Source organism: Arcticibacter sp. MXS-1 (assembly GCF_041902385.1).
Taxonomy (GTDB): domain Bacteria; phylum Bacteroidota; class Bacteroidia; order Sphingobacteriales; family Sphingobacteriaceae; genus Arcticibacter.
This window is the reverse complement of the sequence record NZ_CP169244.1, coordinates 3,446,541-3,469,755: the sequence shown is the minus strand read 5'-3', so window position 1 is coordinate 3,469,755 and position 23,215 is coordinate 3,446,541. Positions and strand designations below refer to the sequence as shown.

At 51.3% G+C, this 23,215-nt stretch carries 18 protein-coding genes; 5 read left to right on the top strand and 13 right to left on the bottom strand.

Annotation, left to right across the window (positions count from 1 at the left end; translation table 11 throughout):
* Positions 1-15: 15 nt before the first annotated feature.
* Positions 16-2,688, bottom strand: coding sequence for a TonB-dependent receptor (locus ACES2C_RS14970; protein ID WP_374163890.1), 2,673 nt, complete (start codon positions 2,686-2,688; stop codon positions 16-18).
* A 466-nt stretch (positions 2,689-3,154) separates the two neighbouring features.
* Between ACES2C_RS14970 and ACES2C_RS14965 the strand changes: the two genes are divergently transcribed.
* The 3 genes from ACES2C_RS14965 (at position 3,155) to ACES2C_RS14955 (ending at position 4,248) form a co-directional block, all read left to right on the top strand.
* Positions 3,155-3,445, top strand: coding sequence for a hypothetical protein (locus ACES2C_RS14965; protein WP_374163889.1), 291 nt, complete (start codon positions 3,155-3,157; stop codon positions 3,443-3,445).
* Between the two features lie 63 nt (positions 3,446-3,508).
* A complete protein-coding gene (locus ACES2C_RS14960; protein WP_374163888.1) occupies positions 3,509-3,853 on the top strand; it encodes a hypothetical protein in 345 nt (114 codons plus the stop codon).
* An 8-nt stretch (positions 3,854-3,861) separates the two neighbouring features.
* A complete protein-coding gene (locus ACES2C_RS14955) occupies positions 3,862-4,248 on the top strand; it encodes a hypothetical protein (protein ID WP_374163887.1) in 387 nt (128 codons plus the stop codon).
* Between the two features lie 99 nt (positions 4,249-4,347).
* Here ACES2C_RS14955 and recB read toward each other — a convergent pair whose 3' ends face one another.
* The 4 genes from recB to ACES2C_RS14935 form a co-directional block, all read right to left on the bottom strand.
* Positions 4,348-7,791: an exodeoxyribonuclease V subunit beta gene (recB, locus tag ACES2C_RS14950; RefSeq protein ID WP_374163886.1), complete on the bottom strand. Its 3,444-nt coding sequence runs from the start codon at positions 7,789-7,791 to the stop codon at positions 4,348-4,350.
* A gap of 8 nt (positions 7,792-7,799) precedes the next feature.
* Positions 7,800-10,997 (bottom strand): exodeoxyribonuclease V subunit gamma, encoded by a 3,198-nt coding sequence (gene recC / locus ACES2C_RS14945; protein ID WP_374163885.1) that lies wholly within the window; start codon positions 10,995-10,997, stop codon positions 7,800-7,802.
* A gap of 5 nt (positions 10,998-11,002) precedes the next feature.
* Entirely contained in the window at positions 11,003-12,805 is a 1,803-nt protein-coding gene (recD, locus tag ACES2C_RS14940) for an exodeoxyribonuclease V subunit alpha (RefSeq protein WP_374163884.1), read from the bottom strand.
* Positions 12,806-12,929: 124 nt separating this feature from the next.
* Positions 12,930-13,922 (bottom strand): SDR family oxidoreductase, encoded by a 993-nt coding sequence (locus ACES2C_RS14935; RefSeq protein ID WP_374163883.1) that lies wholly within the window; start codon positions 13,920-13,922, stop codon positions 12,930-12,932.
* A 155-nt stretch (positions 13,923-14,077) separates the two neighbouring features.
* Between ACES2C_RS14935 and ACES2C_RS14930 the strand changes: the two genes are divergently transcribed.
* The gene (locus tag ACES2C_RS14930) at positions 14,078-14,500 is read left to right on the top strand and encodes a secondary thiamine-phosphate synthase enzyme YjbQ (RefSeq protein WP_374163882.1); all 423 of its coding nucleotides are present in this window, start codon (positions 14,078-14,080) and stop codon (positions 14,498-14,500) included.
* A gap of 8 nt (positions 14,501-14,508) precedes the next feature.
* Here the strand turns inward: ACES2C_RS14930 and ACES2C_RS14925 are convergent, their stop codons facing one another.
* From ACES2C_RS14925 to ACES2C_RS14890, 8 genes are read right to left on the bottom strand one after another with little or no spacing between them, the layout of a single operon-like run.
* Positions 14,509-14,826, bottom strand: coding sequence for a hypothetical protein (locus tag ACES2C_RS14925; RefSeq protein WP_374163881.1), 318 nt, complete (start codon positions 14,824-14,826; stop codon positions 14,509-14,511).
* A gap of 9 nt (positions 14,827-14,835) precedes the next feature.
* Positions 14,836-15,855 carry a hemin-degrading factor gene (locus ACES2C_RS14920; protein WP_374163880.1) on the bottom strand — a complete coding sequence of 340 codons (1,020 nt, stop codon included), beginning with the start codon at positions 15,853-15,855 and terminating at the stop codon, positions 14,836-14,838.
* A gap of 46 nt (positions 15,856-15,901) precedes the next feature.
* Entirely contained in the window at positions 15,902-16,702 is an 801-nt protein-coding gene (locus tag ACES2C_RS14915; RefSeq protein ID WP_374163879.1) for a heme ABC transporter ATP-binding protein, read from the bottom strand.
* Positions 16,699-17,838: a FecCD family ABC transporter permease gene (locus tag ACES2C_RS14910; protein WP_374163878.1), complete on the bottom strand. Its 1,140-nt coding sequence runs from the start codon at positions 17,836-17,838 to the stop codon at positions 16,699-16,701. Before ACES2C_RS14910 ends, ACES2C_RS14915 begins: the two co-directional genes overlap by 4 nt.
* Positions 17,839-17,842: 4 nt before the next feature.
* Positions 17,843-19,216, bottom strand: coding sequence for an HmuY family protein (locus ACES2C_RS14905; RefSeq protein ID WP_374163877.1), 1,374 nt, complete (start codon positions 19,214-19,216; stop codon positions 17,843-17,845).
* Between the two features lie 13 nt (positions 19,217-19,229).
* On the bottom strand, positions 19,230-20,987 hold the full coding sequence (locus tag ACES2C_RS14900) for a TonB-dependent receptor plug domain-containing protein (protein ID WP_374166961.1): 1,758 nt from the start codon (positions 20,985-20,987) through the stop codon (positions 19,230-19,232).
* A 5-nt stretch (positions 20,988-20,992) separates the two neighbouring features.
* Positions 20,993-21,310: a hypothetical protein gene (locus ACES2C_RS14895; RefSeq protein WP_374163876.1), complete on the bottom strand. Its 318-nt coding sequence runs from the start codon at positions 21,308-21,310 to the stop codon at positions 20,993-20,995.
* A gap of 4 nt (positions 21,311-21,314) precedes the next feature.
* Positions 21,315-22,127: a hemin ABC transporter substrate-binding protein gene (locus ACES2C_RS14890; protein ID WP_374163875.1), complete on the bottom strand. Its 813-nt coding sequence runs from the start codon at positions 22,125-22,127 to the stop codon at positions 21,315-21,317.
* Between the two features lie 98 nt (positions 22,128-22,225).
* Here ACES2C_RS14890 and ACES2C_RS14885 point away from each other — a divergent pair, with 98 nt between their 5' ends.
* On the top strand, positions 22,226-23,188 hold the full coding sequence (locus tag ACES2C_RS14885) for a helix-turn-helix domain-containing protein (protein ID WP_374163874.1): 963 nt from the start codon (positions 22,226-22,228) through the stop codon (positions 23,186-23,188).
* Positions 23,189-23,215 lie beyond the last annotated feature (27 nt).

Genomic DNA, 23,215 nt, shown 5'->3' with positions numbered 1-23,215 from the left:
AATAGCTATTCGCTCTTAGAATCCAGCCCGGAGCTGTAGTCCTACTGTTCTTCGGGTTCCACCGATATAGGTAGGCATTCCGATTGCATCTCCTGTATTTCCAGCATCAATGATGTACTTCTCATCAAACAGGTTTTTAGCAAAGCCATTGATTTCGTACCTCCCGCGGCCAGTACTCCATCTGTACCCCAAATTGAGATTGGTCAGCCCCACCGCATTTGATCGCAGGTCCGAGCGGTTCCTGTTATCGAAATAGATGCTGGAACGATAGCTATACGAGGGGCGAATAAACACAACAGAACGCCTGGCAGGGCCTGTGGGAAGATTAAAGTCAGTGCCGGCAGAGAAGGTATTCCTGGGAGTGAGCCTGAAGCGATTGCCTGCATATTCCTGCTTGTTTCCGTTTTCGTCCTCGTCATTGAACTTTCCATCGATACAGGCCCAGTTGATAAATAAGTGACTGGCGGGTAAATAGTAGTATTGCAACGACGTTTCCAACCCGATACTATGTGCTTTCCCTGCATCTTTGGAAACGTAGGCCAATGAGCCTCCACTCGTCAGTTCATAGGAGTTTGACTGAAAATGGCTCCAGTCATAGTAGTAAGCCGAGAGGTCATACGCCACTTTATTATTAAGCACCCTCCCTTTGAGGCCAGCCTCATAGCTCCATACGATCTCGGGCTGCAGAAAAGTGGTTCCCTCTGGCAGCACCATGATAACGCCCGGTCTCCTGCCCCTTGAAACACTGACATAAGCGTTATTCGACTTAAACATATAATTGAGGGCGAGCCTGCCCACATAGGAGAAGTAGTCTTTGGAGCGGCTCAGCTTCCCCTCGGTTGGCTTCCACAGAAGATTGGGATAGTTGCCCATGAGGAGCCCGATGACGCTCGGCTTGTCAGCGGCATCGGCCTTATATCCTCCCGTTTGCTTTTCATAACTGCCCCTGATACCGGCAGTAAGGCCCCAACCCTGCGCGAATTTGTAAGTCCCGTCGGCAAACACCTCGTATGCAGCATTTCGTCCGTAATCGTGCGACCATTCCACATGACTGGTGTTGAGAGGAGCACCCGACACCGCTCCTACCAGTCTCTGTATGTCGGCCGGCATCTGAGTAAGCGGGATACCGACGGCAGCGAGCGTGCCGGCGAGATTAGGCATGGCAGCTACATAGTTGGGCGATCCGTTTAGCATGAGTGGCTGATCAGGAAATAACACAGGTACGAGTTGTTTTACCTGTGCCTCAGGCAGACCGCTCGCGGTCAGTCTTTGTGACACGCCGCTCCTGATCATCGAAAGCACCGCAGGATAAAGGCTTTGCTCGTTTGTGCGCAGGGGCAGGTCGGTATGTGCATCTTCATAAAAGAAACTCCCCCCGATGAAGCCGGAAAACCTCTTCTTATCATCATAGTTGAACCTTAGTTCCTGGCTGGCCTGACTGCCCTTCGCCAGTTCAGATAGCCAAAGTACAGGAGCTAAGGTTCCGTCGGCATCAAAAGATTCGTCAGAGTCGTAACTTCTGTAGCCCGAGACCGATGAAAGAGCCCAGCGGTGGGACAGACGGTGATTGATCAGCAGGCTGAGGCCCAGCACATCTCTTTTAATATGGAGGTCTTTACCCGGATCGAGCCCAGCTTCGCTATTAGCGTCTGTGCTGCCGCCAGGCGGCGCATAACTCATGCTCTTAAAACTGGTGCCCGGATAATTGTCGTGCTGGTAGTTGACGATCAGGTCGGCCGTAGTACTGCTCGAGGGCTGGAACCTGAGAATATTCCTCAGAGCTACTACATTTCGCCCGTTCAGTCTTCCTCCTGCTGCATTTCGGATAAAGCTATCCCGCTCGTTGTAATAAAAGGACAGACGATTGGCCCATTTATCACTTCCAAGGGGTGTGTTCAGAAAACCTGTGGCAATCTTCTGATTGTAATTTCCATAGCCGAGCGCCAGATCGCCGCTCAGATAATTGACAGGCTTGTTCTGGATTAAATGAACAGCACCGATCTGCGCACCCCGCCCAAAGAGGGTCCCCTGAGGCCCCTTTATCACTTCCACACGTTCCATATCGAACAACTCGGCGACCGAGCCTCTGGACCGCGACATGGAAACGCCGTCCTGAAATATCGAAACCCGGTGCTGGGTCCGGGTATCACCCTCGTCGGAAGTAATGCCTCTGATTACGTAACTGGGATTGTTGGGGCTTTGTAACTGCATCTGCAGACCGGGGATGTATTGCGCAAGTTCATCAAACTGCCTCACCTGTAACCGGTCCATCGTTACCCCGCTAAGGGCACTGACGCTGACTGGCACTTCAATGCGACTTTGTACCCGCTTTTGCGTGCTTACCACTACTTCTCCAAGTTCAACGCCTGACTCATCCAGTGTGAGACGAACGTCTCTGTTCCCGGAAGACGATACTACTACTTCCTGAGTGACTGGCTTATACCCCTGAAAAGACGCCAGGACCGAATACCTGCCTGGAGGAACGTTGGAAAAAACGAACTTTCCTTCCTCGTCAGAGGATGTAATATAACGGGTGCCTTTCAGCTGAACAGTTGCTCCCGGCAATGCCGTTCCTTTGCTCGTTAGAACAACTCCCCTTAGGCTGCTATTCTGGTTCTGAGCCATCAAGAGAGCGGCGGGTATTAATAAAAACAGGAAAAAGACGAGTGCGTTCGTAAACTTTTTCATCGTGAGGATAAGATTATGATTTCAGGATGGAAAGCTAGACGGCAGGCTTTAAGACAAGGTTAATTAAAAGCGATTAAATCGTGAAATTTCATAACCATCGACCTGCCGCTCCGTATACAGAGATAGCAGAATGCAGCACAAGTCATTATTTAACAATCCATTAATATTCATTAAACGTTAGTTTCTATTATTTGTCAAACCTCGAAGACATGGAACAAGACCTGATATATCCGCTTATTTTCCTGGTACTCCTCGCTCTTGCCGTAATTTTCGTCTTCGGACCGTTTGATCTGGAAGTAGAAGACGAGGATATTTGAAGGCCTCTTCGTGCTGATCAGATGTTAAATCTCTGAGCGGTTGAGAGCTTTTAACATTAGCTTAACATTCGATTAATTTTTTTCTTCCCTCCGTTATAATTGCTTGATTTTGATGTGTAGAGTGGTATTTTTAAACAAAAAATCAGAACATGTCAAAAGTTTCAGAAAAGGAAGTACTTCGTCTGCTGGAAGGTCGCATTGAAAAACTACAAAAGAAGATCAAGAAAATGGAATCAGTTCTGGCGATCCTGGCAGAACCTGATGAGCAGGGAAAACTCAGGCTGAAAAAGGGTGAGAAGAAGCTCGTTAAGGCTGCAAAACAAAAGTTAAAGAAAGGGTTGAAGAAGGACGAGAAAAGTCTCAAGGAAGAAATCCATTCAGCTATTTCTGAAGCCCCCGTGGTAGCCAAAACAGAAGAGATGGCCGAAGAGCATCAGTAGCCGTTCAGGTCCTTCATTTATCCTTCATCCTCCTGTGTTTATTTTTACGCTAAAGCAATGCGCATGCGTAACACAAAGGTGGTTGGTATACTGTCAGCCAGGACGCTCCCGGTAACTGTCTTGTTTGCATTTCTTTGCCTGCGCTGTTTCGGCGGCTCTGCCGATTCAGTGGGGATCAGGTTTGCGAGGTTCGGCAAAATATCTGTCTACAAGAGCAAGGGTACAGCCTGTTCCGTGATCATTTTTGCAGCCGGAGATCGCGGCTGGAATCGAAGAACGGTCTCCATGATGAAGAGCATCCGCTCGCCTGGTGAGGTGTACGTAGGTATCAACACCAGGCAGTACCTGAACAACATCGAGAAAGAAAAAATGAATGCCTGTATGCCGCAGGAGACTTTCAGGCCTTGAGCGACTATGTGAAAAGAAAGCTGCAGATCAGGGAGAACGCGCCCACCATCCTCCTTGGGTATTCGGCCGGGGCTGACCTTGTATACGGCACACTCTGCCAGGCTCCGCCGGGTGTGTTTAAGGGCGCCATTGTAATAGGCTTTTGTCCTGACCTCGCCGTACGCATTCCCTTCTGCAAGGGTAGCGGAAAGTTCGACATGATCCCATGGACCAAAAAGAACGGATATAACTTCGGCCCTTGTACCAATCTCGCTGAGCCTTTTATTTCACTGCAGGGCATGAAAGACGGAGTATGCAACTATCAGGCGACTCAGTCGTTCCTTGAAGAAGTGCAGAATGCGAAGCTGGTGAAGTTGCCGCATACCGGTCACATGTACTTCATCTACAAGCGATGAGTTCCTTACATGAAAGAAGAGCTCAAGCGTTTAAAAAGCTAAAGGCTTTATCGGGGCTGAACTGTTTATGCGAGCTCCATGCCGACATTCCCTGTACTTTTATGCCAGCCTCTGACCTGCACCCATCGTTGTTTTTCCTGAAAGCAAGCGTTCGAGCCTTTCAATTTTTTCCAGCGGAGGAATGCTCCTGAAAATTCCGTTGCTGCTGTCTTTCCTGATCCCCCTGACGAAGAAGTACATCACTCCTCCAAACTGCGTTTCGTAGTCAAAGCTTCTAAGCCGGCTTTCGAGGTATTTTTTTGCTGCCACGGTATAGATCAGATACTGGAGGTGGTAATTGTTTTCGTTCATGGCTGCGGCTACGGAAGACGCGGAATAGTCCTCGTCTGTGTCTCCCAGGTAATTAGATTTCCAATCGAGGATATAGTACTTGTCGCCCATTGCGAAGAACAGATCCATCTTTCCGTTCATGATTCCCTGAAGCTCGCTGTGTTTACCGACGTGTACCTGGATATTCGAGTCTGAGAGGTCCTCCAGGAGCGGTGCTGAAAAAAGGGGCACCTGGAAATCGAATTCAAACTCGTGCAGCTGGTTTTGTTGAGGAACCTGCGACAGAGAGAAGGCCTCCTGCCCCATCTCTATCTGCGTGTGAAGTACGTGGTCGAGCATTTGTGCAAGCATGGCAGGATATGTTTCCTGCTGCTGAGGTGAAAATCTCCTCACAGCGTCTTCAATCACATGAGGCCAGTTTTGCGGGTTGCCGAAGTGGGCATTTTCAAAGATATAATGGAGCAGATTGCCCGTCTTTGCTCCCCGTGGCAGTTCATTGTAGATGAAGCGCCCATAGGGGTCGCGCCCCTGTCCGGCTCTGAAGGCTACTGAGGCTGCATGGTCGGGACTGAGCATGGTATAACTCATCTTTCTCCAGTTAGCTTCAAGCAGGTCAAAGCGGACGGGCTCAGGCTTCTCTCCTGTTCCTTCTGCCAGTGACGACCAGGCCGGCATATAGCTGTAGCCATTTGCGGGAATTGCGGGAGGTTCGCTAAACTCAATATTTTGCTGAGCATCGGTACCCGAAGCAAGTGCATTTACAAAATGAGATAAGGTAGAGCCGTTGTAGTAAGACGAGCTGATCCTGAACACAAAACACTTATACACTGCTCTGGTGATGGCAACATACAAGAGGCGCCTGTTTTCCTGTTCCTGTTGTTCTTCGATCAGTCGCACCTGCTCTTCGGTTAGCTCCTCCCGGGCGGCCGATACATACTCCCCTGTTTCAGCATCACGGAAGCTGCAGAAAGGCGTATTTTTATTGATCGTAAAGTCGAGAAAGGGAGCGAGAACGATCTTGTATTCAAGCCCCTTGCTTTTATGGATCGTGACAATCCTGATTGCTTCTTCGTCGCTCTCTACCCGCTGTTCATACTCGTCGCCCTGTGTCTCCATTCCGTCGATCCCTCTCCGTAGCCAGCTAATCAGCTCAGGAGGCGAGAGTTTGTTCCGCGTCTGTACTTTGTGCAACAATTCAATGAGCTGATACAGGTTGGTGATGATCCGCTCTCCGTTCTCTGTCTGCGGGTTAAGGAGCACCTTCCTCACAGAGAAGTCAACAACAAAGGACATGAGGGCTGTATAAACTCCATTCTCGTCCCATGCCTTTTTATACTTACCAAACAGTTCGAGGGCTTTCACATCGTCGATGGCAAGGATCTGATCACTGTTATAACCGGTGAAAGGCGACAGCAAAGCCCTGTTTATATTCGGGCGGGAGATGTTGACAATGGCCTCCAGCAAGTAAAGAAGAGCCAGAGCCTCGTCTGACTGTAATACTTTATCGTCGCCTATGGTAACTGCAGGAAGATGATAGCGGGTAAGTGCGTTTTTGACAAGTCTTCCCTCGCCGTTTGTGCGCACAAGGATCCCTATATCGCTCGCCTTTATCTGCCTGCCGTTTTCTTGCTCTCCTATGCGGTACGATGTGTCCCGGAGAAGTTCAATTACCTGAGCAGCCAGACCTTCGTATACAGCCTCCTTCTTGCCGACCTCGAAGATGGTGAGCGGAGTGACCGGCAGCGTTCCCCTGTAGAGGAGTCCTTTCCGGTTAGGAAGCGGAGATTTAACAGGTATGTACCGGATGGCATGAGCCGCCCCGGCGAAATGAAAGGTATCAAAGTTCTCCTGAGGCTCAAAGAAAGCATTCATGGCAGATATAAACGATTCAGAGGAGCGAAAATTCTCATTCATGCCGTACCGGTGCTGCACACCAGCCGCTGCTTTAAAGTAGGTAAAGATATCAGCCTTTCTCCAGGCGTAGATGGATTGCTTCGGGTCGCCGATGTAAAACAGGATCGTTTCCTGACCAAAGGCCTCATCAAAGATCTCGTACTGCAGGCGGTCTGTATCCTGAAACTCATCAACAAACACTGCTTTGTATTTGGCACGCAGTTTCTCCACAAGGACGGATGAGTCTCTCTCCGTCAGCGCCGCGTGCAGGTTAAGGATCATATCATCGAATGCGATCTGGTTATAGCGGCGCTTATATGATGCCATCGCAACTGATATGACGCTGATCGCGTGGCAATGAAGACGGGCGATGACTTTCCTGGCGAGCGATTCCAGCTCTTTGGATACATTGTCGCACTCGTCGCACTGCTCCAGGAGATGGCCAAACAGCTTGCCCACATATGCCGAGCTGCGCTTGCTTCGGAGAGCCTCTATAAAGCTCTCCGGATCATCCACCAGGTCGAGAAAGGCTTTCCTGGCATAGCGGTCGCTTTGGCTCAGGGTGCGCAGCTCGTCGCCGTTGTTCTGTATATACGTGCGCAGCCTGCCACGCAGTGCTGTCTCCCTTTCGCGGAACCCTGTAATATCGCGAATGAATGCAGCATGATCATCGGGACACAACTTGTAATCCTCTTTTTCGTCATAGCCGAAATAGCGTTTGCCATCGAGATGCTCCTTTACCGCCGCAGAGAGACTGCTGCGCGAGAAACCTGCAGCCAGCAACGACTCAAGAAGAGGAACGGGAAGAGTAGTCACTTCCTGGCGCCAGAACTGGTTCACTTCGTCTGCAAGCAGCGACTGAGTATCCTGCAGGGTTTCAGCACCAAAAAGCTGACGGGTTTCAAAGGCGAATTCGGAAAGTGTGAGCTGACAGAAGCTGTGAATGGTAAGCACAGAGGTATCATCCAGAAAAAGCACTGCGTCTTTCAATAAGCTCACCACACGCTCCTGTCCTTTCTGGTCACAGGACTCGTCTACCAGTCGCTCTATGGTGCTATCAGTGATCTGACCTCCTTCGGCGGCCCGGTAGGCCATTCGTACAAAAAGCCGGATGCGCTCCTCCAGCTCTGCGACCGCCGCCTTGGTAAAGGTTACCATGAGGATCTCACTGATCTGCAGTTCCTTCTCGAGCAGGAGGCGAAGGACCAGTATGGCGATCGAATAGGTCTTGCCTGTACCTGCACTGGCTTCAATCAGGTTGCTGCCTTCCAGGGCAACGGTTCCTGCGTTAAAATCTTTTAAGTCTTTTTCAGCTGACATTTTATCTGCTATTGGTAATACCCTGAAAACACGTCCTTAAGAGGCAGCAACAGGCGCTCGGCTACTTCCCTGAAATCATCCCAGGCCTGTTCTCTGCGGAAAAACCCCTGATCGTATTCCTTCATGACATAGGCGTCCTTGCATCGCCTGCCGTATCCGTTCAATACTTTGTCAACGTCAGGCGAGAACTTCTCTGCGTTTAACTTCGCAAAGGCAGCGGGAGAATCAGCGATGCGAGGGTACCAGCCCAGGATACGCTGGTGCCCTTCCTCATAAAGACCAAGCAAGGCCGAGAGGCGCTCTGTTGCCTCGGCAGCGCTTATTTCACAAGCCTGAAATACCTGTCCGCGGAGAGCAGAAATGAATATAAGTTGATGATCGTACCCCGCAGCGCGCAGAATAAGATAACGGAGGTAGGCCTCCTGAAGATAAGTCACCTCATTCTTCGACCAGGATAACTCCACGATCCTGCTCCCATAGAGGTTGTGCAGTTCGCCCTTCAGCTCCCCGCCCGCAAGGGAGAGATTAATTTCTATTTTGTCTGTCACTGCTCCCGACGTTTGTTCACGAAAGAGTTCACGCACCGGTGCCACTTCTTTCTCCAGACTCTGGATGGCAATATCCGACATGTGCTTCAGGGGCAGTGCTGCTGTTCGCACCAGCCGGGTACGGATATCTTCAAGCTGATGCGCCTCGTCCACTTCCAGCAAGCTCTTCTTCAGCTGCCATTGCTGAAGTCCGTCTAGTTCAAAGACCTCTGTAACGGGAAGAAGCAGTTCCTCGGTACTGAGGTAAATACCTAAAACCTCATTATAATACGACTTAAAGGGATTCTTAAAGAAATTGACGAATGACTCGATGCTAACAGAGGCAGGCGGGACCGGACCCGCTTCTTTACCATCTCCGGTAAAAATGTTCAGCTCCTCTCCCCCGCCGCTGTTCAGATAGTTATAAAGCCCGCTATGGGGATCAAGATAGCGGCGACTGAAGTTATGCAGGGGATGCTTTCTGATCACAGCCGGGCGGGAATGTGTTACGGCAAGGCCCTCTTCTATGTAGTCTACCAGCTCGTCGACCATCACAGAGGGCGGCAGAGGGGTGTTGTCTTTCACACTTTGGCCCACATAGCTCAGGTAAAGATACTTCCTGGCAGAAAGAAGGGTTTCCAGAAAAAGATGCTTATCGTTCTCCCTCACGTTGCGGTCGCCCTTTCGTTTCTCCTTCTCGATAAGGCTGAAGCCCGAGGGCACTTCCTTCCGCGGAAATTTATCGAAGTTGAGGCCGAGCATCGCTACGACCTGAAAAGGAATGCTTCGCATAGGTATCAACGAACAAAACGTGATACCACCGGCTGCAAAAGCACTCGCCCTGGTTCCGCCTGTCAGCGTATGCAGAAAGTTATGAGCAAAGACATCGAAACTAATCTTTTCGGGCAGCAGAGCCGAAAGGGTGTTGTATTGTTCCAGCTGTTTCAGCAGCGAATCGTAATCTTCATTAGCGTCATCTCCCGGCTCGAATATTAGATTGTGCAGTACCCACTCAATGTAGTGGATCCATTCGGCCAGACTGCGGTCCTGCTCGCGCACATTTACTGAATGGATCAGGATCTCTATGAAGTGAGCAAACCTGACCAGCTCTGCTGAGGCGAGACCTTCCACGATGTCGAGCGGATGGTATACCTCACCGTCTTCGCCAACCAGCTTTTCATCGCCGCTCACGCAGAGACCGTAGAGGATACGGCTGATGCCATACTTCCAGCTTACGTAGCGGGTGTCGTCCGATTTGTCGCCGTATATTCCGAAGCGAATACCAGCCCGCTTCACGACCCTGCGGATCAGATCCACGTCCGAAATACCGAAGCGCCTGCGGATAAATGCAGAATCGAGCAACTGCAGAACTTCTTCAGCCTTAAATGTTGATCTGTTCATTTTCAAGACGCTATGCAGTGCGCTGCTAACGCTATCACTGGCAATAAAGCTCTCATCAGCAATCGTGTAGTAGAATTTATAGGGAGCATTGTTAAACACGGCACGGATATATGGGGCATAGGTATCAATATCAGAAACCATTACCACGATATCCCTTGCGGAGATCTTCTCGCCTCTCTTGTCGATCAGCTGCACCAGGTAGTTATACAGTGCTTCTACCTCCCTTGCCGGCGTGTAGCAGGCGTTAACAGACAAGGAGCCGTCTGCCAGATGTGCAGCCGAAAGAGGCAGCCGGTCTTCCTTACTCCTGTTATAAAAAATATCCTGCTGTATTCTGTGAAGGAGCGTGCTGTCTCCGGGCGGCTCCGGTTCTACTTCCTCGTACGAATTAATGAGCTCCTCCTGCTGAAAAAACAGGCTGAAGGTATTCTGAATCAGCCTTCCCCAGCTTACCAGAAGCTGGTTGCCCAGTGCCACATCATGCGGCTCGGCCCAGCCTTTCTTTTTCAGGAAAGCGAGCTGCTTCTCGCTGCGGTCTTCAAACCAGTACTCTGAAGGAGCAGGATTGAGAATATGGAAATAAAAGTCGAGATGAGGGGCCAGGGCACTGAAAAGCTGCAGATGATAGGCCGTGATAACAGAAAGACCGAAAATATGAACAGCAGGAATATGATCCTTCAGGTGTCCCGCGTGCTCTCCCCTGGTAAGAGCGTCGAGCACATACTGCCCGATCTGCGTGCGGTCTGGCAGCATTCCCTTGCTTATTTCCCTGGCCTTAATCCAAAGATACATCTGCCAGTCATCTGCGCCCGTTTCACTGAGGCCAGCCTCGTTCCATCTGCGGATCATCTCAGGCCGGTAAATCTGGTACTGGTCGAGAAGGTCAGCCAGCTTCTCTGCAAGTGCCAGACGCTTGACGTCCTTGTCGGCACCTTCGGCGTAATAAGAAGCAACACTTTTAAAGTGTGCAGTGAAATAACTGTCGTTTAAGAGCTTATATAGCAACCAGGTCAGACTTTCGGGAGCCATACTCTGGGTATAACGGCCTCCGAGAAGCTGATACACATCGAATATTATATCATTCGGCTTGAGGAAACGATAGTTGGCAGCTATCTCCATACAGGCCGACATCTGCAGCTTGAGCCAGTTGTTCATCCCCTCCGTCTGGGTCACGATGTAGAAAGGCTGAAATACGCCGTTCTCCTGCGCCTGCAGCTGCAGACACATCCTTCTGGCCAGGGCTGATAAAGAGTTAGAAACCTGAAGATATAAAGACATAAGATCTAGCTGTTGATTTGGTGGACATGCGTACTCATGCGTTCAGCAATCCCGGAGGCACGCTTTACTAAACGTTCTGAGGCTTTTAAAATTACAGGCTCGGTGGCCTCGAGGCAAACCTGCATCCGCGCCCGGGTGATCCCCGTATACAGCAGTTCGCGCGTGAGGATAGGCAGCTCTTCATCTTCGGGCAGGACAACCAGTACACGGTCAAATTCAGAGCCCTGACTTTTATGTATGGTCATGGCGAAGACTGTTTCCGACTTACTGATGTAGCCTGGCAAAACAGCCTTCAGTCCGTTCTCACTATCTTCGAAATATACCTGAAGCACACCACGGCTATCCGTCCGCACAATGCCTGTATCACCATTGAAGAGCCCGGCGGTATAATTATTCGCAGTTACCATCACCGGCCGGTTTTCATAGAAAGGTGCATTCACGCGGATCAGCTTCTTACGCTCCAGGTAATTCTCAATCTTTTTGTTTAGCAGATAAAGCCCCTGTTCACCCTCTCTCACCGCACAAAGAACACGTAGCTTATTCATCTTCTGTAATGCTGAGGCGATATCTTGCTCAGCTATATAGTCGGCATAGCCTTCGCCGAACTCTTCAAGGAAAGAGCTGTCTTTGCTTGTATAGAGACGCACCTGCTCATCTTTACTCGTCAGAAAACTCCGCACTGCCTCTGCGTCACCCCTTATTACCGCTCTGCTGAACTTGCCGATCCCCTGATCTCCTTTGAAACGGTGACTATATCGCAACTCCACCACATGCTGAAAAAGCGGATGAGCAGAATGAGGGCCCACGTCCTCCTGCTTTAACCCCCGGGCTGGCTCGTTCACCAGTTCGCTGAACAAAAGCGCCCGATGCTGATCAAAGATATTGAGACGCTCCTGCGCCTGGCAGAGGTCGCCAAATAAACTGCCCGCCTCTACAGAAGCCAGCTGGTCTTTATCCCCCAGCAGGATCAGCCGGGTTCCGTTTCCAACGGCTTCGAGCAGCTTGGCAAACAAGGCTGCGTCAATCATCGACGACTCATCTACCACCACGACATCAAAGGCGAGCGGATTCCCGGCACTGTGCCTGAAAGCAGAAGAATCGGGGACGTATCCCAGAAGCCGGTGTATCGTGGATGGCTGAAGAGTCTGGAATTTTGAAGCGATAGCTTCAGGAAGCCCCGAAGAGGCTTTTTTCAGCGACTCCGCCATTCTTGCTGCTGCCTTTCCCGTCGGAGCAGCCAGGGCCACGCGAAGATCAGGCGACGCATGAAACAGTAAAGCCAGGATACGCGCAACGGTAGTGGTTTTACCAGTACCCGGCCCGCCGGTAATGATGGTGAAATCATTTAAAAATGCCGTTATTGCTGCAATCATCTGCCAGTCGGTTTGAGGCTCATCGCTCTGAGCTGGCGGAAACAAAGACGCCAGGAGTTCTTTCAGCTCCTTAAGTCTGCCTGCCCGCTCTGCAAAGGCAACGGCTTCAGTCTGCACAAATGCCAGCAGCCTTTCCAGTATACGCGTCTCATAGCTGAAATAGCGCTGCAGGTATAGCCGGTCGTTGAAGAGCACAAAAGGACGTCTCTGACCCGCCTGGGTGGCGATCATCGGCTCATCCTCCAGGCGATGCCTCTTCCCCAGAAGCTCCTTATAGTGCTCGGGGAGGGTCTCCTTTTCCTCGTTCAGATCCTCCAAAGGCAGACAAATATGCCCCTCTCCCAGCTTCCGCGAGACGAGGTAGGCATAGGGCTGCAAAATTTCACTTTTGAAGAAGGCAGCAAATTGCTGATGAACATCGTTAGTTGTGAACATGAAAGAATAGCTATAACGCAAAGCTACAACGGAGAAATGACCTTTGCGATATAAAAAGCGATTTAAGATAAGGGAGCAACGCCTTGTGGCCTGCGTCAATCTCCCATACCCTGCCTGCTTGCCCCTACATCTTCCGGGCAAGCAGAAGACCGCCTGCCAGACCAAGCACTGCTGCAATGGCAAAGGCCGCCGCTGGCTTCTTCTTCGGTTTTAACCATCCTCCCGACACGCCTGTTCCTTCATTCATAGGCTCAAGGATTGCACCCGTTGTGATATGTGCAGACTGGGCGCGACGAAAGTAGTTCTCCATGATTCCCGCATTCAGATTCCGCATCAGCGATGGCGAAATAAAGTTCATGAACCGGAACAGCGGAGCCGTCTCTCCTACAGAAACGGCGCTTCTCGGCCGTACAGCCAGGCTAAGCATGGCCTGAGCTACTCGTTCAGGCGGAAAAACAGGAGGTATTGGCTTCAGTACTTTGCCTATGTAATTGGCAGCATGCTGAAAGCCCGGCGTATCTATATAAGCAGGAAATACGTCGCAGATCCGAATGTTGGGGAAGTGCCTGAGCTCGCACCTTAGCGATTCAGAGAAGCCGCGGAGGCCATACTTACTGGCAGTATAGGCAACTGCATAAGGTTCAGGCACCCATCCTCCTACAGAGATCGTGTTGATGAGTATGCCATAGCCCTGAAGCTTAAAGACGGGAAGTACCGCATAAGTCCCGTTCATGTGACCCAGGAGGTTTGTCCTGACGACCTTTTCATGAATTTCGAGCGGAATATCGTCATATTCTCCTACTGCTCCAGCTCCCGCATTGTTAATCCAGACATCAATCGACCCTGTCTTTTCAATAGCAAGCTCTGCCACTGCAGCCAGCTGTTCTGCGTCTGTCACATCCGCTTTTATTGCATGGGCAGCCCGGGCGCCCTTCGCGAGGCACTCCCCTGCGAGCTGGTCCAGAACCTCTTTCCGGCGGGCAGCAAGTATAACAGACGCTCCTGAGCCAGCAAACTCCAGCGCCGTCGCTCTTCCGATGCCGCTTGAGGCACCGCAGATCACAATTGTCTTTTCTGATATGGGCTTCTTATTCCCGTCTTTCTGGTTTCTTTTCATACGTTTTTGTTTTCCATCGGCTCCATATATTTCTCCTCACCATCTTCCTCACTCTTTCTTAAAACCTCATTTAAAAGCTGCATGTTTGTACCTTTGCAAAAAACATTCATGAGCTGCACGTATAAGCGGGAATGAAAGCGAGCAGAAAAATAGCAATGAAATTTTTTCAACAGCACATTCAATTAAAAGAAAGACGAAGGGGATTTCACCTCATCACCAGCGAAGTGGTGCAAGCGCTACCCCAGCTAACAGAGATCCAAACAGGCATGTGCCAGGTTTTCATCCAGCATACCTCTGCCGGACTCACCATTAACGAAAATGCCGATCCTACCGTGAGGACCGACTTTGAAACTTATTTTGATAAGGCAGTGCCCGAAAACGACCCCGACTTTCTGCACGACTACGAAGGTTCTGACGACATGCCCGCACACCTCAAAGCATCCCTTCTGGGAAGCTCGGTTTTGATACCCGTACATCAGGGCAGACTGGCCCTTGGGACCTGGCAAGGCATCTACCTTTGCGAACACCGTAACCACGGGGGATCAAGACGGATCGTAGTGACAGCCTGGTGGATATAGTCCTTCTTTTAAACCATCAGTGCATATACTTCGCGCATGTAGGAAGCCTCCGAGAGAACTTCGCAAAACGACCGCCATTCGTCGTATGTGAAAGTGAAGCTAATCTCAGGATTAGGGGATGCAATGATTGCGCGCTCCTCCCCGTCGGGGAAGGGGAACGCGCACTGATCGTAGTCGAGTTGATTGACCGCATCGCAAAAAGCGGTGAATTTCTTCGGACTAAAGCTCAGGAATAGATTATGATGCCAGATGAAGAGCACCTGACAGTGCAAACACTGACTCACCACAATTGATTCCCTGCTGCAAAGTACTCTTGTCTGGCACATATGCTTTAACTAAACGGTTTCAGGTGTTTGATTTACTATGGACCTCCAGGCCTCACTTTCAGGGATTCCCGGCTTTCTCTTGCCAAAGAACTGAACAATGATCTGTCCCTCGCGGTCGAACACTTCCATGCTGGTCACAATGCCATCTTTTGTCGGCTTCCTGACCATCCATACCGACTCTATACCGTCCTCACGCAGGTGCATATTGAAGCCGGGATCCAGGACATTGAACCAGGGTCCTGTCTGTACCAGGTTCTTAACATACCCGGTGTGGATCTGGATGCAGCCCCTGCTCCCGGTAAACACCATTACTTCTACCGACTGTGCAGAGGCGGCTTCAAGCATCTTCTTAAGATAAGCCACATCGAGCTGTTCAGTATAACCTTCTGGTCCGAGCTCCATCGCCTGTCTCCTGCTCACGCCGTGCGTCTTCAGCATTCCGTGAAAATCGTGCGTATCCTGTAGTTCTGCCCATGCTTTCTGAAAAGCCGGTACGTCTATATCCTTCAGTGCATTCTCTGGCGACTGAGGCATAATCCCCTGTATCTGCAGATCCGTGGTTTGGTTCCCATCCCGGTACTTCTCCGTCAGGGCATGAAAAATGCTTTCGTCACTATGTTCAGTAAGGTAGATCTTATGCACAGCAACACCACTATGATCAAAAAACTGAAAACTATGTCGCCCGTTTTCATTGACTGAGAAGCCGAACTTCCACTGACTCATGAACAGACGCAGGTCGATATCCGGGTTCACAGCCAGGCCCACCTCACCGTTAAATGACACCTTCCGGTATACCCCCTTGCGCTCATGGACGCAATGCTCATTCCGGGTAAGCGCCATGACCGGACCAAGGGTTTCGATCTCTTTCAGCAAGCCCTTGAAATCCCCGGTGAGCCTTACGTTGGTCAGGCCTGCGCTCGCAGCTACCAGCTGCGCCTCGCTCACATTAAGCTGCCCTGCGGCTTCCCTGATGCGCAGGCGCGGGTTATCTCGTTTCATCTTTGCCCATTTTTCGAGTAGATTTTCCATATCTGTTGAATTATGATTCTGTTTTTAAATTTTGTTTTACTTTATACTATTCTATGCTTGCCTGATGGTAGGCACGAGGCAGCGGCAGCACAAGAGGAAACGCAAATGCTGGATGCTCAAATACCTGAACCGCTACCCCAAAGGCCTCATACATATTCTCCTCATTTAAGACCTCACGCGGCCTGCCCTGTGCGATAACGCGCCCTTCTTTCAACATGAGCACCCGATCAGCGTACTGAGCCGCAAAGTTCATGTCGTGCAGGATGCACACCACACAATATCCCGTGTCGGCAAGACGTCGCACCACCTGAAGAATTTCTTGCTGATAGAGGATGTCGAGGCCATTAATGGGCTCGTCCAGAAGCAATACCGCCCCCGGAACATCTGCTATCTGAGCAATGACCCGGGCAAGCTGCACCCGCTGCTGCTCTCCTCCCGACAGGGTGTTGTACTCCCTCCGGGCGAGATGAGAAACGCCAGTTTCATGTAATACATCCTCAACAATAAGCTTATCGGCAAGAGTCGGCCTGCTTTCAAAATGAGGATAGCGGCCCATCATCACCAGTTCTTCCACCCTGAAGGACATCGTGAGGCTTGTCTGTTGCGACAGCACTGCCCGCACCCTTGCCATACCGGCAATGCTATAGTCTGATACAGGCTTATCCTTCAGCTTCACGGTGCCTTCGGCAGCTTTCAGCTCTCCTGAAAGGAGCCTCAGGAGCGTGCTCTTTCCAGCTCCATTTGCTCCTACAACGGCCAGCACTTCCCCGCTGCGCACATCAAAGCTTATGTCCCTGAGCAGGCTTTTAGTGCCCGCCGCGTAGGTTAGATTTCGCACCTCGATCATCTGCTCGCCCCTTTCTTCTCCTTCAATATGATGTAAATAAACACCGGTCCGCCGATTAGTGCAGTCACAATACCGATGGGAAGTTCAGCAGGTGCCACAATGGTGCGTGCCAGAAGGTCGGAAAGGGACAGAACAGCCGCCCCCATGAGTGCGGCATTCGGGATCACCCTTTCATGCGCCGCCCCGGTAATCATCCGCACCAGATGGGGCACCACCAGGCCAATAAAGCCGATCATCCCGCACATGGCAACAGAGGCACCCACAGCCATGGTCGACAAGATCACGACTGCGCGCTTAAGCTTCCGCAGGTTCACCCCCGCGTGCGCAGCCTGTGCTTCTCCAAGCGCCAGGACATTCAGCGCGCGGGAAAGAAAGGGCAGGCAAACAAGCGGAATGCCCACAAAAGGCAGAAGCACGACGACAGCGTCCCAGGAAGCCCCGCCCAGACTCCCCAGTCCCCAGAACGTCAAACTCCGTAGTTCATCATCTTTAGCAACATACGTCAGCAGTCCGGTAAAGGAACCCGTAAGCGCATTGATCGCAATACCAGCAAGGAGAAGAGTGGTCATCACTGCAGTTCCGCGATAAACCGAGATGCGGTAAACCAGAAGCGTGGTAAGAGCCGCCCCCAGGAATGCGACTAAAGAAAGCCCGTAGTAGCCAAGATGGTCGAGATAGCCTGAGAAGAACCGGTTGCCCAGAACGATAACGGTAGCTGCCGATACCGAGGCACCTGAAGAAATACCAATAAGGCCAGGCTCGGCAAGCGGATTCCTGAACAAGCCCTGCATGGCGGCGCCCGATACGGCCAGTCCCGCTCCTACCAGCACGCCCAGCAGCACCCTTGGCAGGCGGAGCGTGAGCAGAACGGCCTCCTGATGCTCCTGGAAGTTTGCCGAGTCGCTGAGTCCGGCTTTACGCGCCAGGATGGAGAACAGCTCCCCCGGCGCAATAGGCACGGCACCCAGGCAGACCGATGCAATGATGGTCGCGCTAAGGGCCACGAGCAGCGCAAGCGGCAGAAGCGACCTCAAAAGCGAAGCTTGAACACGACTTCCCTTATTTTTCTTCAATCCCCCTTCAGCAGCAGAAGCGGAGGCGAAGACAAGGGGCTTATCCCCACTGAGTACCTCCATTACGCTATCCTCCCTTTTTCACCAGTGCGTACTCAATCTCAGGTTTCCCACGCACGCCGCCTTCGCTTTCACTGAAGCTGAGAAAGCGGAGTTTGTAGACATTGCCAGCCCCGTCTTTTATGACATAGAAACGGTCTGTCTTCACCGCAGGAGCCGGCGAGGTAGCTCGCCACTTCGAGCCGATCACATCCCGTGCACCCGAAAAGGCGACGGCAGCCAGCTTTCCTTCGTTAAAATCCTGATAGCTTACATTCGACGTGAGTACCTCTGCTGCCTGTACCCCTCCGCGGTGATTAATGAATACAAGGTCGGCAAATCCGTAAGGGATGTTCTGAGTATAATACATGCTCCAGCCCCACTCAATATCCCAGCGGGCCTTCTCAGGCTCCACAGACACACTGCCGTTGTCGAATGAGACGTAGCTAAAATTAAAGGACGGGTTCCTGGCAATATCGAGGGAGCGAACGGCCGACTCGTTCAGACGGGCATATTGCAGTGTATAACCATTGTCTTTCCTGATAACCCTCACTTTATACAAGTCAGCAGGAGATGCAACACTCCGGTCGCCTCCTTTTCGGTTGATCACATACACTTTGTTATCGGCGGCAGTGGCCGAGACCTCCGCAATGACGGTTTTAGAGAGATCGCCGTTCACGTCATCGATGATTGAAAAGGAACCCGTACCCTGACCCAGGCGCAGTAATTCAACGTTTACGTCGGCTGTACTTACCTGACTCAGATCGCTTTTATCGATGCGAATGGCAGAGGCGCCGTTGGTATTGTTGATGATCACCCGGTAGTCCGCGCCGCAATAGAAGCCAAGGTCCCAGAGATTCCTCTTCACAGCGGTTTGTCTGCTTGCGCTGAGGTCAACGAACACCGAATTTTCGGCACTTGCCCCTCCCGATCCCCCATCAAGCGTAAGGCGTGAGCCGACCGAAGTGATGGCAGAAAAAGAAAGTTCAAGTTTAGCATGCTCCCCCGGAAGGACCGGCCCCGAAACGGAGGAGATGGAGAAAGCAATCTTTTCATCACCATCAAACAAGACTCCGTCTTTCTTGATAACGGAGATAAGAGCTTCAGAAGAACCGGCTGGGATCTTCACGCTTACTTTATTATCTACGGCTGCAGGTTCAGTGGTAAATTCGGCACCATACGCGATGCCTGCTGCTGCCAGATCAACCATTACAGAAGTCTCGCTTTCTGCCGGCCTGCTCAAACTGAGCTTCAGCTCCGCTTTATTGACGTTGTCTTCGAAACCAAGCTTATCGGTACTGAAGGCTACCAGATTATCAGGAAGAGGTGGATCATTCTTATCGCATGAAGGAAAGAAGATCACCACGGTTAATAAAAAAAGGATAATTAAAGATTTGTTCATGATATCGTAATTGTTACTGTTGATCGTTCAATTTTTTAGTCCAGTTGTACGTGAGCCCCAGGAGAAATGACCGGCCGTAAGACACAGGCACGGGTCCGTTTGTGCTATGTGCAGAACCGGTATTGGTAGCTGTATTATTGATCCTGGTAATGTTGAAGAGATTTTTCACTCCCAGAGAGATAATAGCCTGCTTCCAGACCTCTTTATTGACGGTCAGGTCGGCAAGATGGCAGGCGTCAGTACGCACAGGCAGTAAACGTCTCTGGTCTGCCTCCTGGAGTATCTGGTATGCGGGCAGCCGTCCGTTGAATTTATAGGCAAAGACCAGGCTTGCGCCCGCTCCTTCAAGGTTATACAGGAAGTTTGCATTCAGCTCGGGCGACCAGGTGAGCTGCGGCACTTCAGAGCCAAATTCTATATCTTCCGAGATCCGGTTATACCGGCCTATCCACGAAAAGCCCACGGAACTTTTAATCTTGCTGCCCCTGAGGGAGGTCTGCACACCAGAGCCTGTGGTCTTTGAGCGACCGATGTTGATGTATGTACTAACCGACTGGTCTTCCGGACTAAACCCCATGTCGATCATGTTCCTGAAATCGTTATGAAAGCCCGACAACGTTACTTCGAGCACCTGCCGGTCGCTTACCGCCCGACGCCAGCTTAGCGACCCGTTATAGCTGTTCGAATATTCCGCCTTGAGAGCAGTATTTCCCCTGACGGAGTGACTCGAATCAAAGAAATCAAAATACAGTTCTCGTAAGGAGGGCGCCCTGAAGCCCCTGGCATACGACAAGCGCATGTCCACGCTCCCCGAGATTGGTATAAGCGCATTAAGTGAGGGTATGGCAGGAGGCGCATCGTACACCGAATTCCTGATCAGCCTGACACCGGGGCGAATATTCGCTCCCGCTATTTTAAGCTCCGATGATACAAAGAAGGCATAATCGTTGATGACCGGCGACCCGCTAATGCGGTCGCCACTGCTGCCGTTCAAGTTTATCTCCACCCCGGGCTGAAAGGATACCCGGTCATTTAACGTGTATTGGACAGTAGTGCGAAGAAAAGCATGATCAAAAACGGACTTATCCTGTTCACCTGGTTCCGGCGACAGGCGCCTGTCACCACTCTGCGTGTTCAGGATCGTAGTCCGCGTCCTTCTGCTGTAGTCGGTATAAGCAACGGACGTGTTCATCCTCAGCCCGTTCCCCGGCGTCCAGTCGAACTGCGCCTGATGAAAGAAACGCCTGGTGATATAATCTTTGTCGGTCGCCACGTTCTTGCTTTCATTCGCCTGGCCGTACAGCGTAATGGTTTCGCCGACAGCATCAAGCCGGTACCACAAGGAATAAGTCGGCCTGTTATACCCAAGCTTGAAACCTCCCATCAATTGATCCTTGGGATTCCAGTCGAGGGTCCTTCCCCTTGCCTGTCCTTTCCAGCCGCCAAAGTCGTTCTGGGAAAGCGAGCCTGACACCGTCCAGGCCTGCTTGTTGTAATTCACGTTCAGGCTTTGATTGTGCGCGCCTTTCGCTCCAAAGCCAGAATACTCCTTGCCCGCGGTTTCCTCCTGAATCCTCAGCCTTACCGAAAGCTGGTTCGCCAGGGCCGCCTTTTTCGTGATGATGTTGACCACACCACCCAGGGCATCAGTCCCATAGCTCACCGACATAGGCCCCTCCACAATCTCGATCCGGTCGATCATATTCACATCCACCTGGCTTAGGCTCTCCCTGATCTCCCCCCGATCTAGCATCGGAATTCCATCTAACAGGATCTTTACCCCTTTCCTGAGGTTCCCATTAAGGAAATGTCGCTCGTTCCCAGAGCCAGGTCGTTACTGAACCGGATGCCAGGCTCCGAGCTAAGCAGCTGCACCACACTGGTGACCGCTCTCTTCCTGATCTGCTCAGCAGAGATCGTTCTGACCATGTATACGGAGTTCTTCGCCGACTGAGCCTCAAACTGACCTGTTACTACCACCTCATTTAACTCATTTGGCCTGTTGAACCTTGAAGAATCGGCGCTATAACCGCGCGGCTGCGCACCCAGCGCAAGCGCCCAAAGCATTGCACTCAGCAGTATGACAGCTCTCATTTGTTTAAAGGATTTTGTTCCTGAGGTCGCGGATCGCATCAGGCAGTCGCAAGCTGAAGCCGCTGAGCAGCTCGCCGTCCATACTTACAATTTTCTTGTTCTTCCCGGCATTCGTTTGAGCTATGCCGGGCACCTTCAGTAGCCCCTCTGCTCCTTCTACACTTTTCAGTCCGCTGTCGAAGAGCAGGATAGCGTCAGGATTAGCCGCCACCAAAGACTCAGCAGTAAGAGGCTTGAAATCTGAAAATTCAGTCACCGCATTCCGGGCTCCGGCCATGCGGATGATCTTTTCGATGGGTGTCCCTGTGCCGCTCACCATCATGGTGCCTGTGCCCCTGGCATAGATAAAAAGGACCTTCTTGTTAACCGGCGTCACCTGCAGGCTCTTCATTTTGGCATCGAACTGCCTCTCTACCGCCTTAACTTTTGCTGTGGCACCCACCGCTGCTGCAACCTGGTTCAGAAGCTGCTTCACACCTGCCGGCGACAGGTCCTGCGTAAAAAGAGCCACTTTCACACCGGCCGACTTCAACTGCTGGCTCAGCTGCGTACTTACCTGATCTTTCATCCCGATAACAAGGCTGGGCTGCAACGCAATAATGCCCTCTGCAGACAGGTTACGGTTGTGCCCCACTTTGGGCTTCTGTTTGAGCGACGCCGGATAGGTGCTCGTCACATCCACCCCTACAATCTGGCGCTCAAGCCCCAGCGCGCAAAGCATCTCACTCAGTGTACCACTTAAAGAGACAATCCGTTCTGCCCCGTTGGTCAGGCCTGCATACAGCAGGAACATGAATAAAATAAACGTTTTTCTCATAGCTTGTTTGTAATCATTCTAAATAAAGTACAAATTTGGGACGTAGAAGCAAGGAGAGTCAACGCGACAGGGATTTAATTAAACGCAGAAAGGATTTTATGGAAATAAGCGTGCAGGAAACAGCACAAGATGGATATATGATCATACTAGAGAACCACAGCAGCAGCACCGATCTGCAGGTAAGCAGGAACACCGGAGAGTCGCTCGACTTGCATACGTTCTCATTCGAGGGGATCACCGTCATAGTCATTGAGGCCAGGCAAGCGGATATTCAAATCCTGAACAGAAGCACGGATCGGCATGTAACGCTTTATAGTGTATTTGAGGGGACCCTAAAATCAGAAAATGCCAGCGGTGAAATTACCTACCTGCAAGCGGCAGGCGGGCAGCATGGTCTGTATTATCCCTTGTCCCTCATCAGGAACTTGCACTCACATGGTCCCTTGCAGGCCTTTATGATCGTCCTGCCTGAGTCGTACCTCTCGCGTCTGCTACGGCCTGATGAGGCTACGGGCCGGTATCTGGGCCTGCATCTGAGCAGGCAAAAGCCTTTCATATCAGCCCCCCTCCCGGCCAGTCCCTCAACTTACCATCATATCAGCTCCATCTTAAGCGGCAATCTGAAAAGCGGAATTAAGCGCCTGCTGCTCGAAGCCAGAATACTGGAACTTCTCTCCTCTCAGCTCGAACAGATGGATCAGCATCACGTCCAGCGGCCGGCCACCAGCTTTTTGAGAGGCCGCGATGTGGACCGCATTTACGAAGCGAAGGCCTTTATCGAAGAAAACCTACGCACACCCTGCTCGCTCATTGAGCTGTCGCGCAAAGTTGGCCTCAACGATTTCAAACTAAAGAAAGGATTCAGAGAAGTGCTGGGTACGACGGTATTCAATTACCTGTCCGACTATCGCATGGAAAGAGCAAAGACCCTGCTGGAACAGAAACGAAGTGTCAGCGAGGTTGCACACGAAGTAGGGTACAAAAATCCGCATCACTTTACCGCCGCCTTCAAAAAGAAGTATGGCATCCTGCCCAGCTCCTTTAATAAAGGCAGGAGCTAAGGAAAATCTCTGTACCCGCGGCAGAGG

What these genes read in the sequence shown, in the direction of transcription:
- ACES2C_RS14970 (WP_374163890.1), bottom strand. Translation starts at nt 2,688, where the DNA reads ATGAAAAAGTTTACGAACGCACTCGTCTTTTTCCTGTTTTTATTAATA.
- ACES2C_RS14965 (WP_374163889.1), top strand. Translation starts at nt 3,155, where the DNA reads ATGTCAAAAGTTTCAGAAAAGGAAGTACTTCGTCTGCTGGAAGGTCGC.
- ACES2C_RS14960 (WP_374163888.1), top strand. Translation starts at nt 3,509, where the DNA reads ATGCGTAACACAAAGGTGGTTGGTATACTGTCAGCCAGGACGCTCCCG.
- recB (WP_374163886.1), bottom strand. Translation starts at nt 7,791, where the DNA reads ATGTCAGCTGAAAAAGACTTAAAAGATTTTAACGCAGGAACCGTTGCC.
- recC (WP_374163885.1), bottom strand. Translation starts at nt 10,997, where the DNA reads ATGTCTTTATATCTTCAGGTTTCTAACTCTTTATCAGCCCTGGCCAGA.
- recD (WP_374163884.1), bottom strand. Translation starts at nt 12,805, where the DNA reads ATGTTCACAACTAACGATGTTCATCAGCAATTTGCTGCCTTCTTCAAA.
- ACES2C_RS14935 (WP_374163883.1), bottom strand. Translation starts at nt 13,922, where the DNA reads ATGAAAAGAAACCAGAAAGACGGGAATAAGAAGCCCATATCAGAAAAG.
- ACES2C_RS14930 (WP_374163882.1), top strand. Translation starts at nt 14,078, where the DNA reads ATGAAATTTTTTCAACAGCACATTCAATTAAAAGAAAGACGAAGGGGA.
- ACES2C_RS14925 (WP_374163881.1), bottom strand. Translation starts at nt 14,826, where the DNA reads ATGTGCCAGACAAGAGTACTTTGCAGCAGGGAATCAATTGTGGTGAGT.
- ACES2C_RS14920 (WP_374163880.1), bottom strand. Translation starts at nt 15,855, where the DNA reads ATGGAAAATCTACTCGAAAAATGGGCAAAGATGAAACGAGATAACCCG.
- ACES2C_RS14915 (WP_374163879.1), bottom strand. Translation starts at nt 16,702, where the DNA reads ATGATCGAGGTGCGAAATCTAACCTACGCGGCGGGCACTAAAAGCCTG.
- ACES2C_RS14910 (WP_374163878.1), bottom strand. Translation starts at nt 17,838, where the DNA reads ATGGAGGTACTCAGTGGGGATAAGCCCCTTGTCTTCGCCTCCGCTTCT.
- ACES2C_RS14905 (WP_374163877.1), bottom strand. Translation starts at nt 19,216, where the DNA reads ATGAACAAATCTTTAATTATCCTTTTTTTATTAACCGTGGTGATCTTC.
- ACES2C_RS14895 (WP_374163876.1), bottom strand. Translation starts at nt 21,310, where the DNA reads ATGAGAGCTGTCATACTGCTGAGTGCAATGCTTTGGGCGCTTGCGCTG.
- ACES2C_RS14890 (WP_374163875.1), bottom strand. Translation starts at nt 22,127, where the DNA reads ATGAGAAAAACGTTTATTTTATTCATGTTCCTGCTGTATGCAGGCCTG.
- ACES2C_RS14885 (WP_374163874.1), top strand. Translation starts at nt 22,226, where the DNA reads ATGGAAATAAGCGTGCAGGAAACAGCACAAGATGGATATATGATCATA.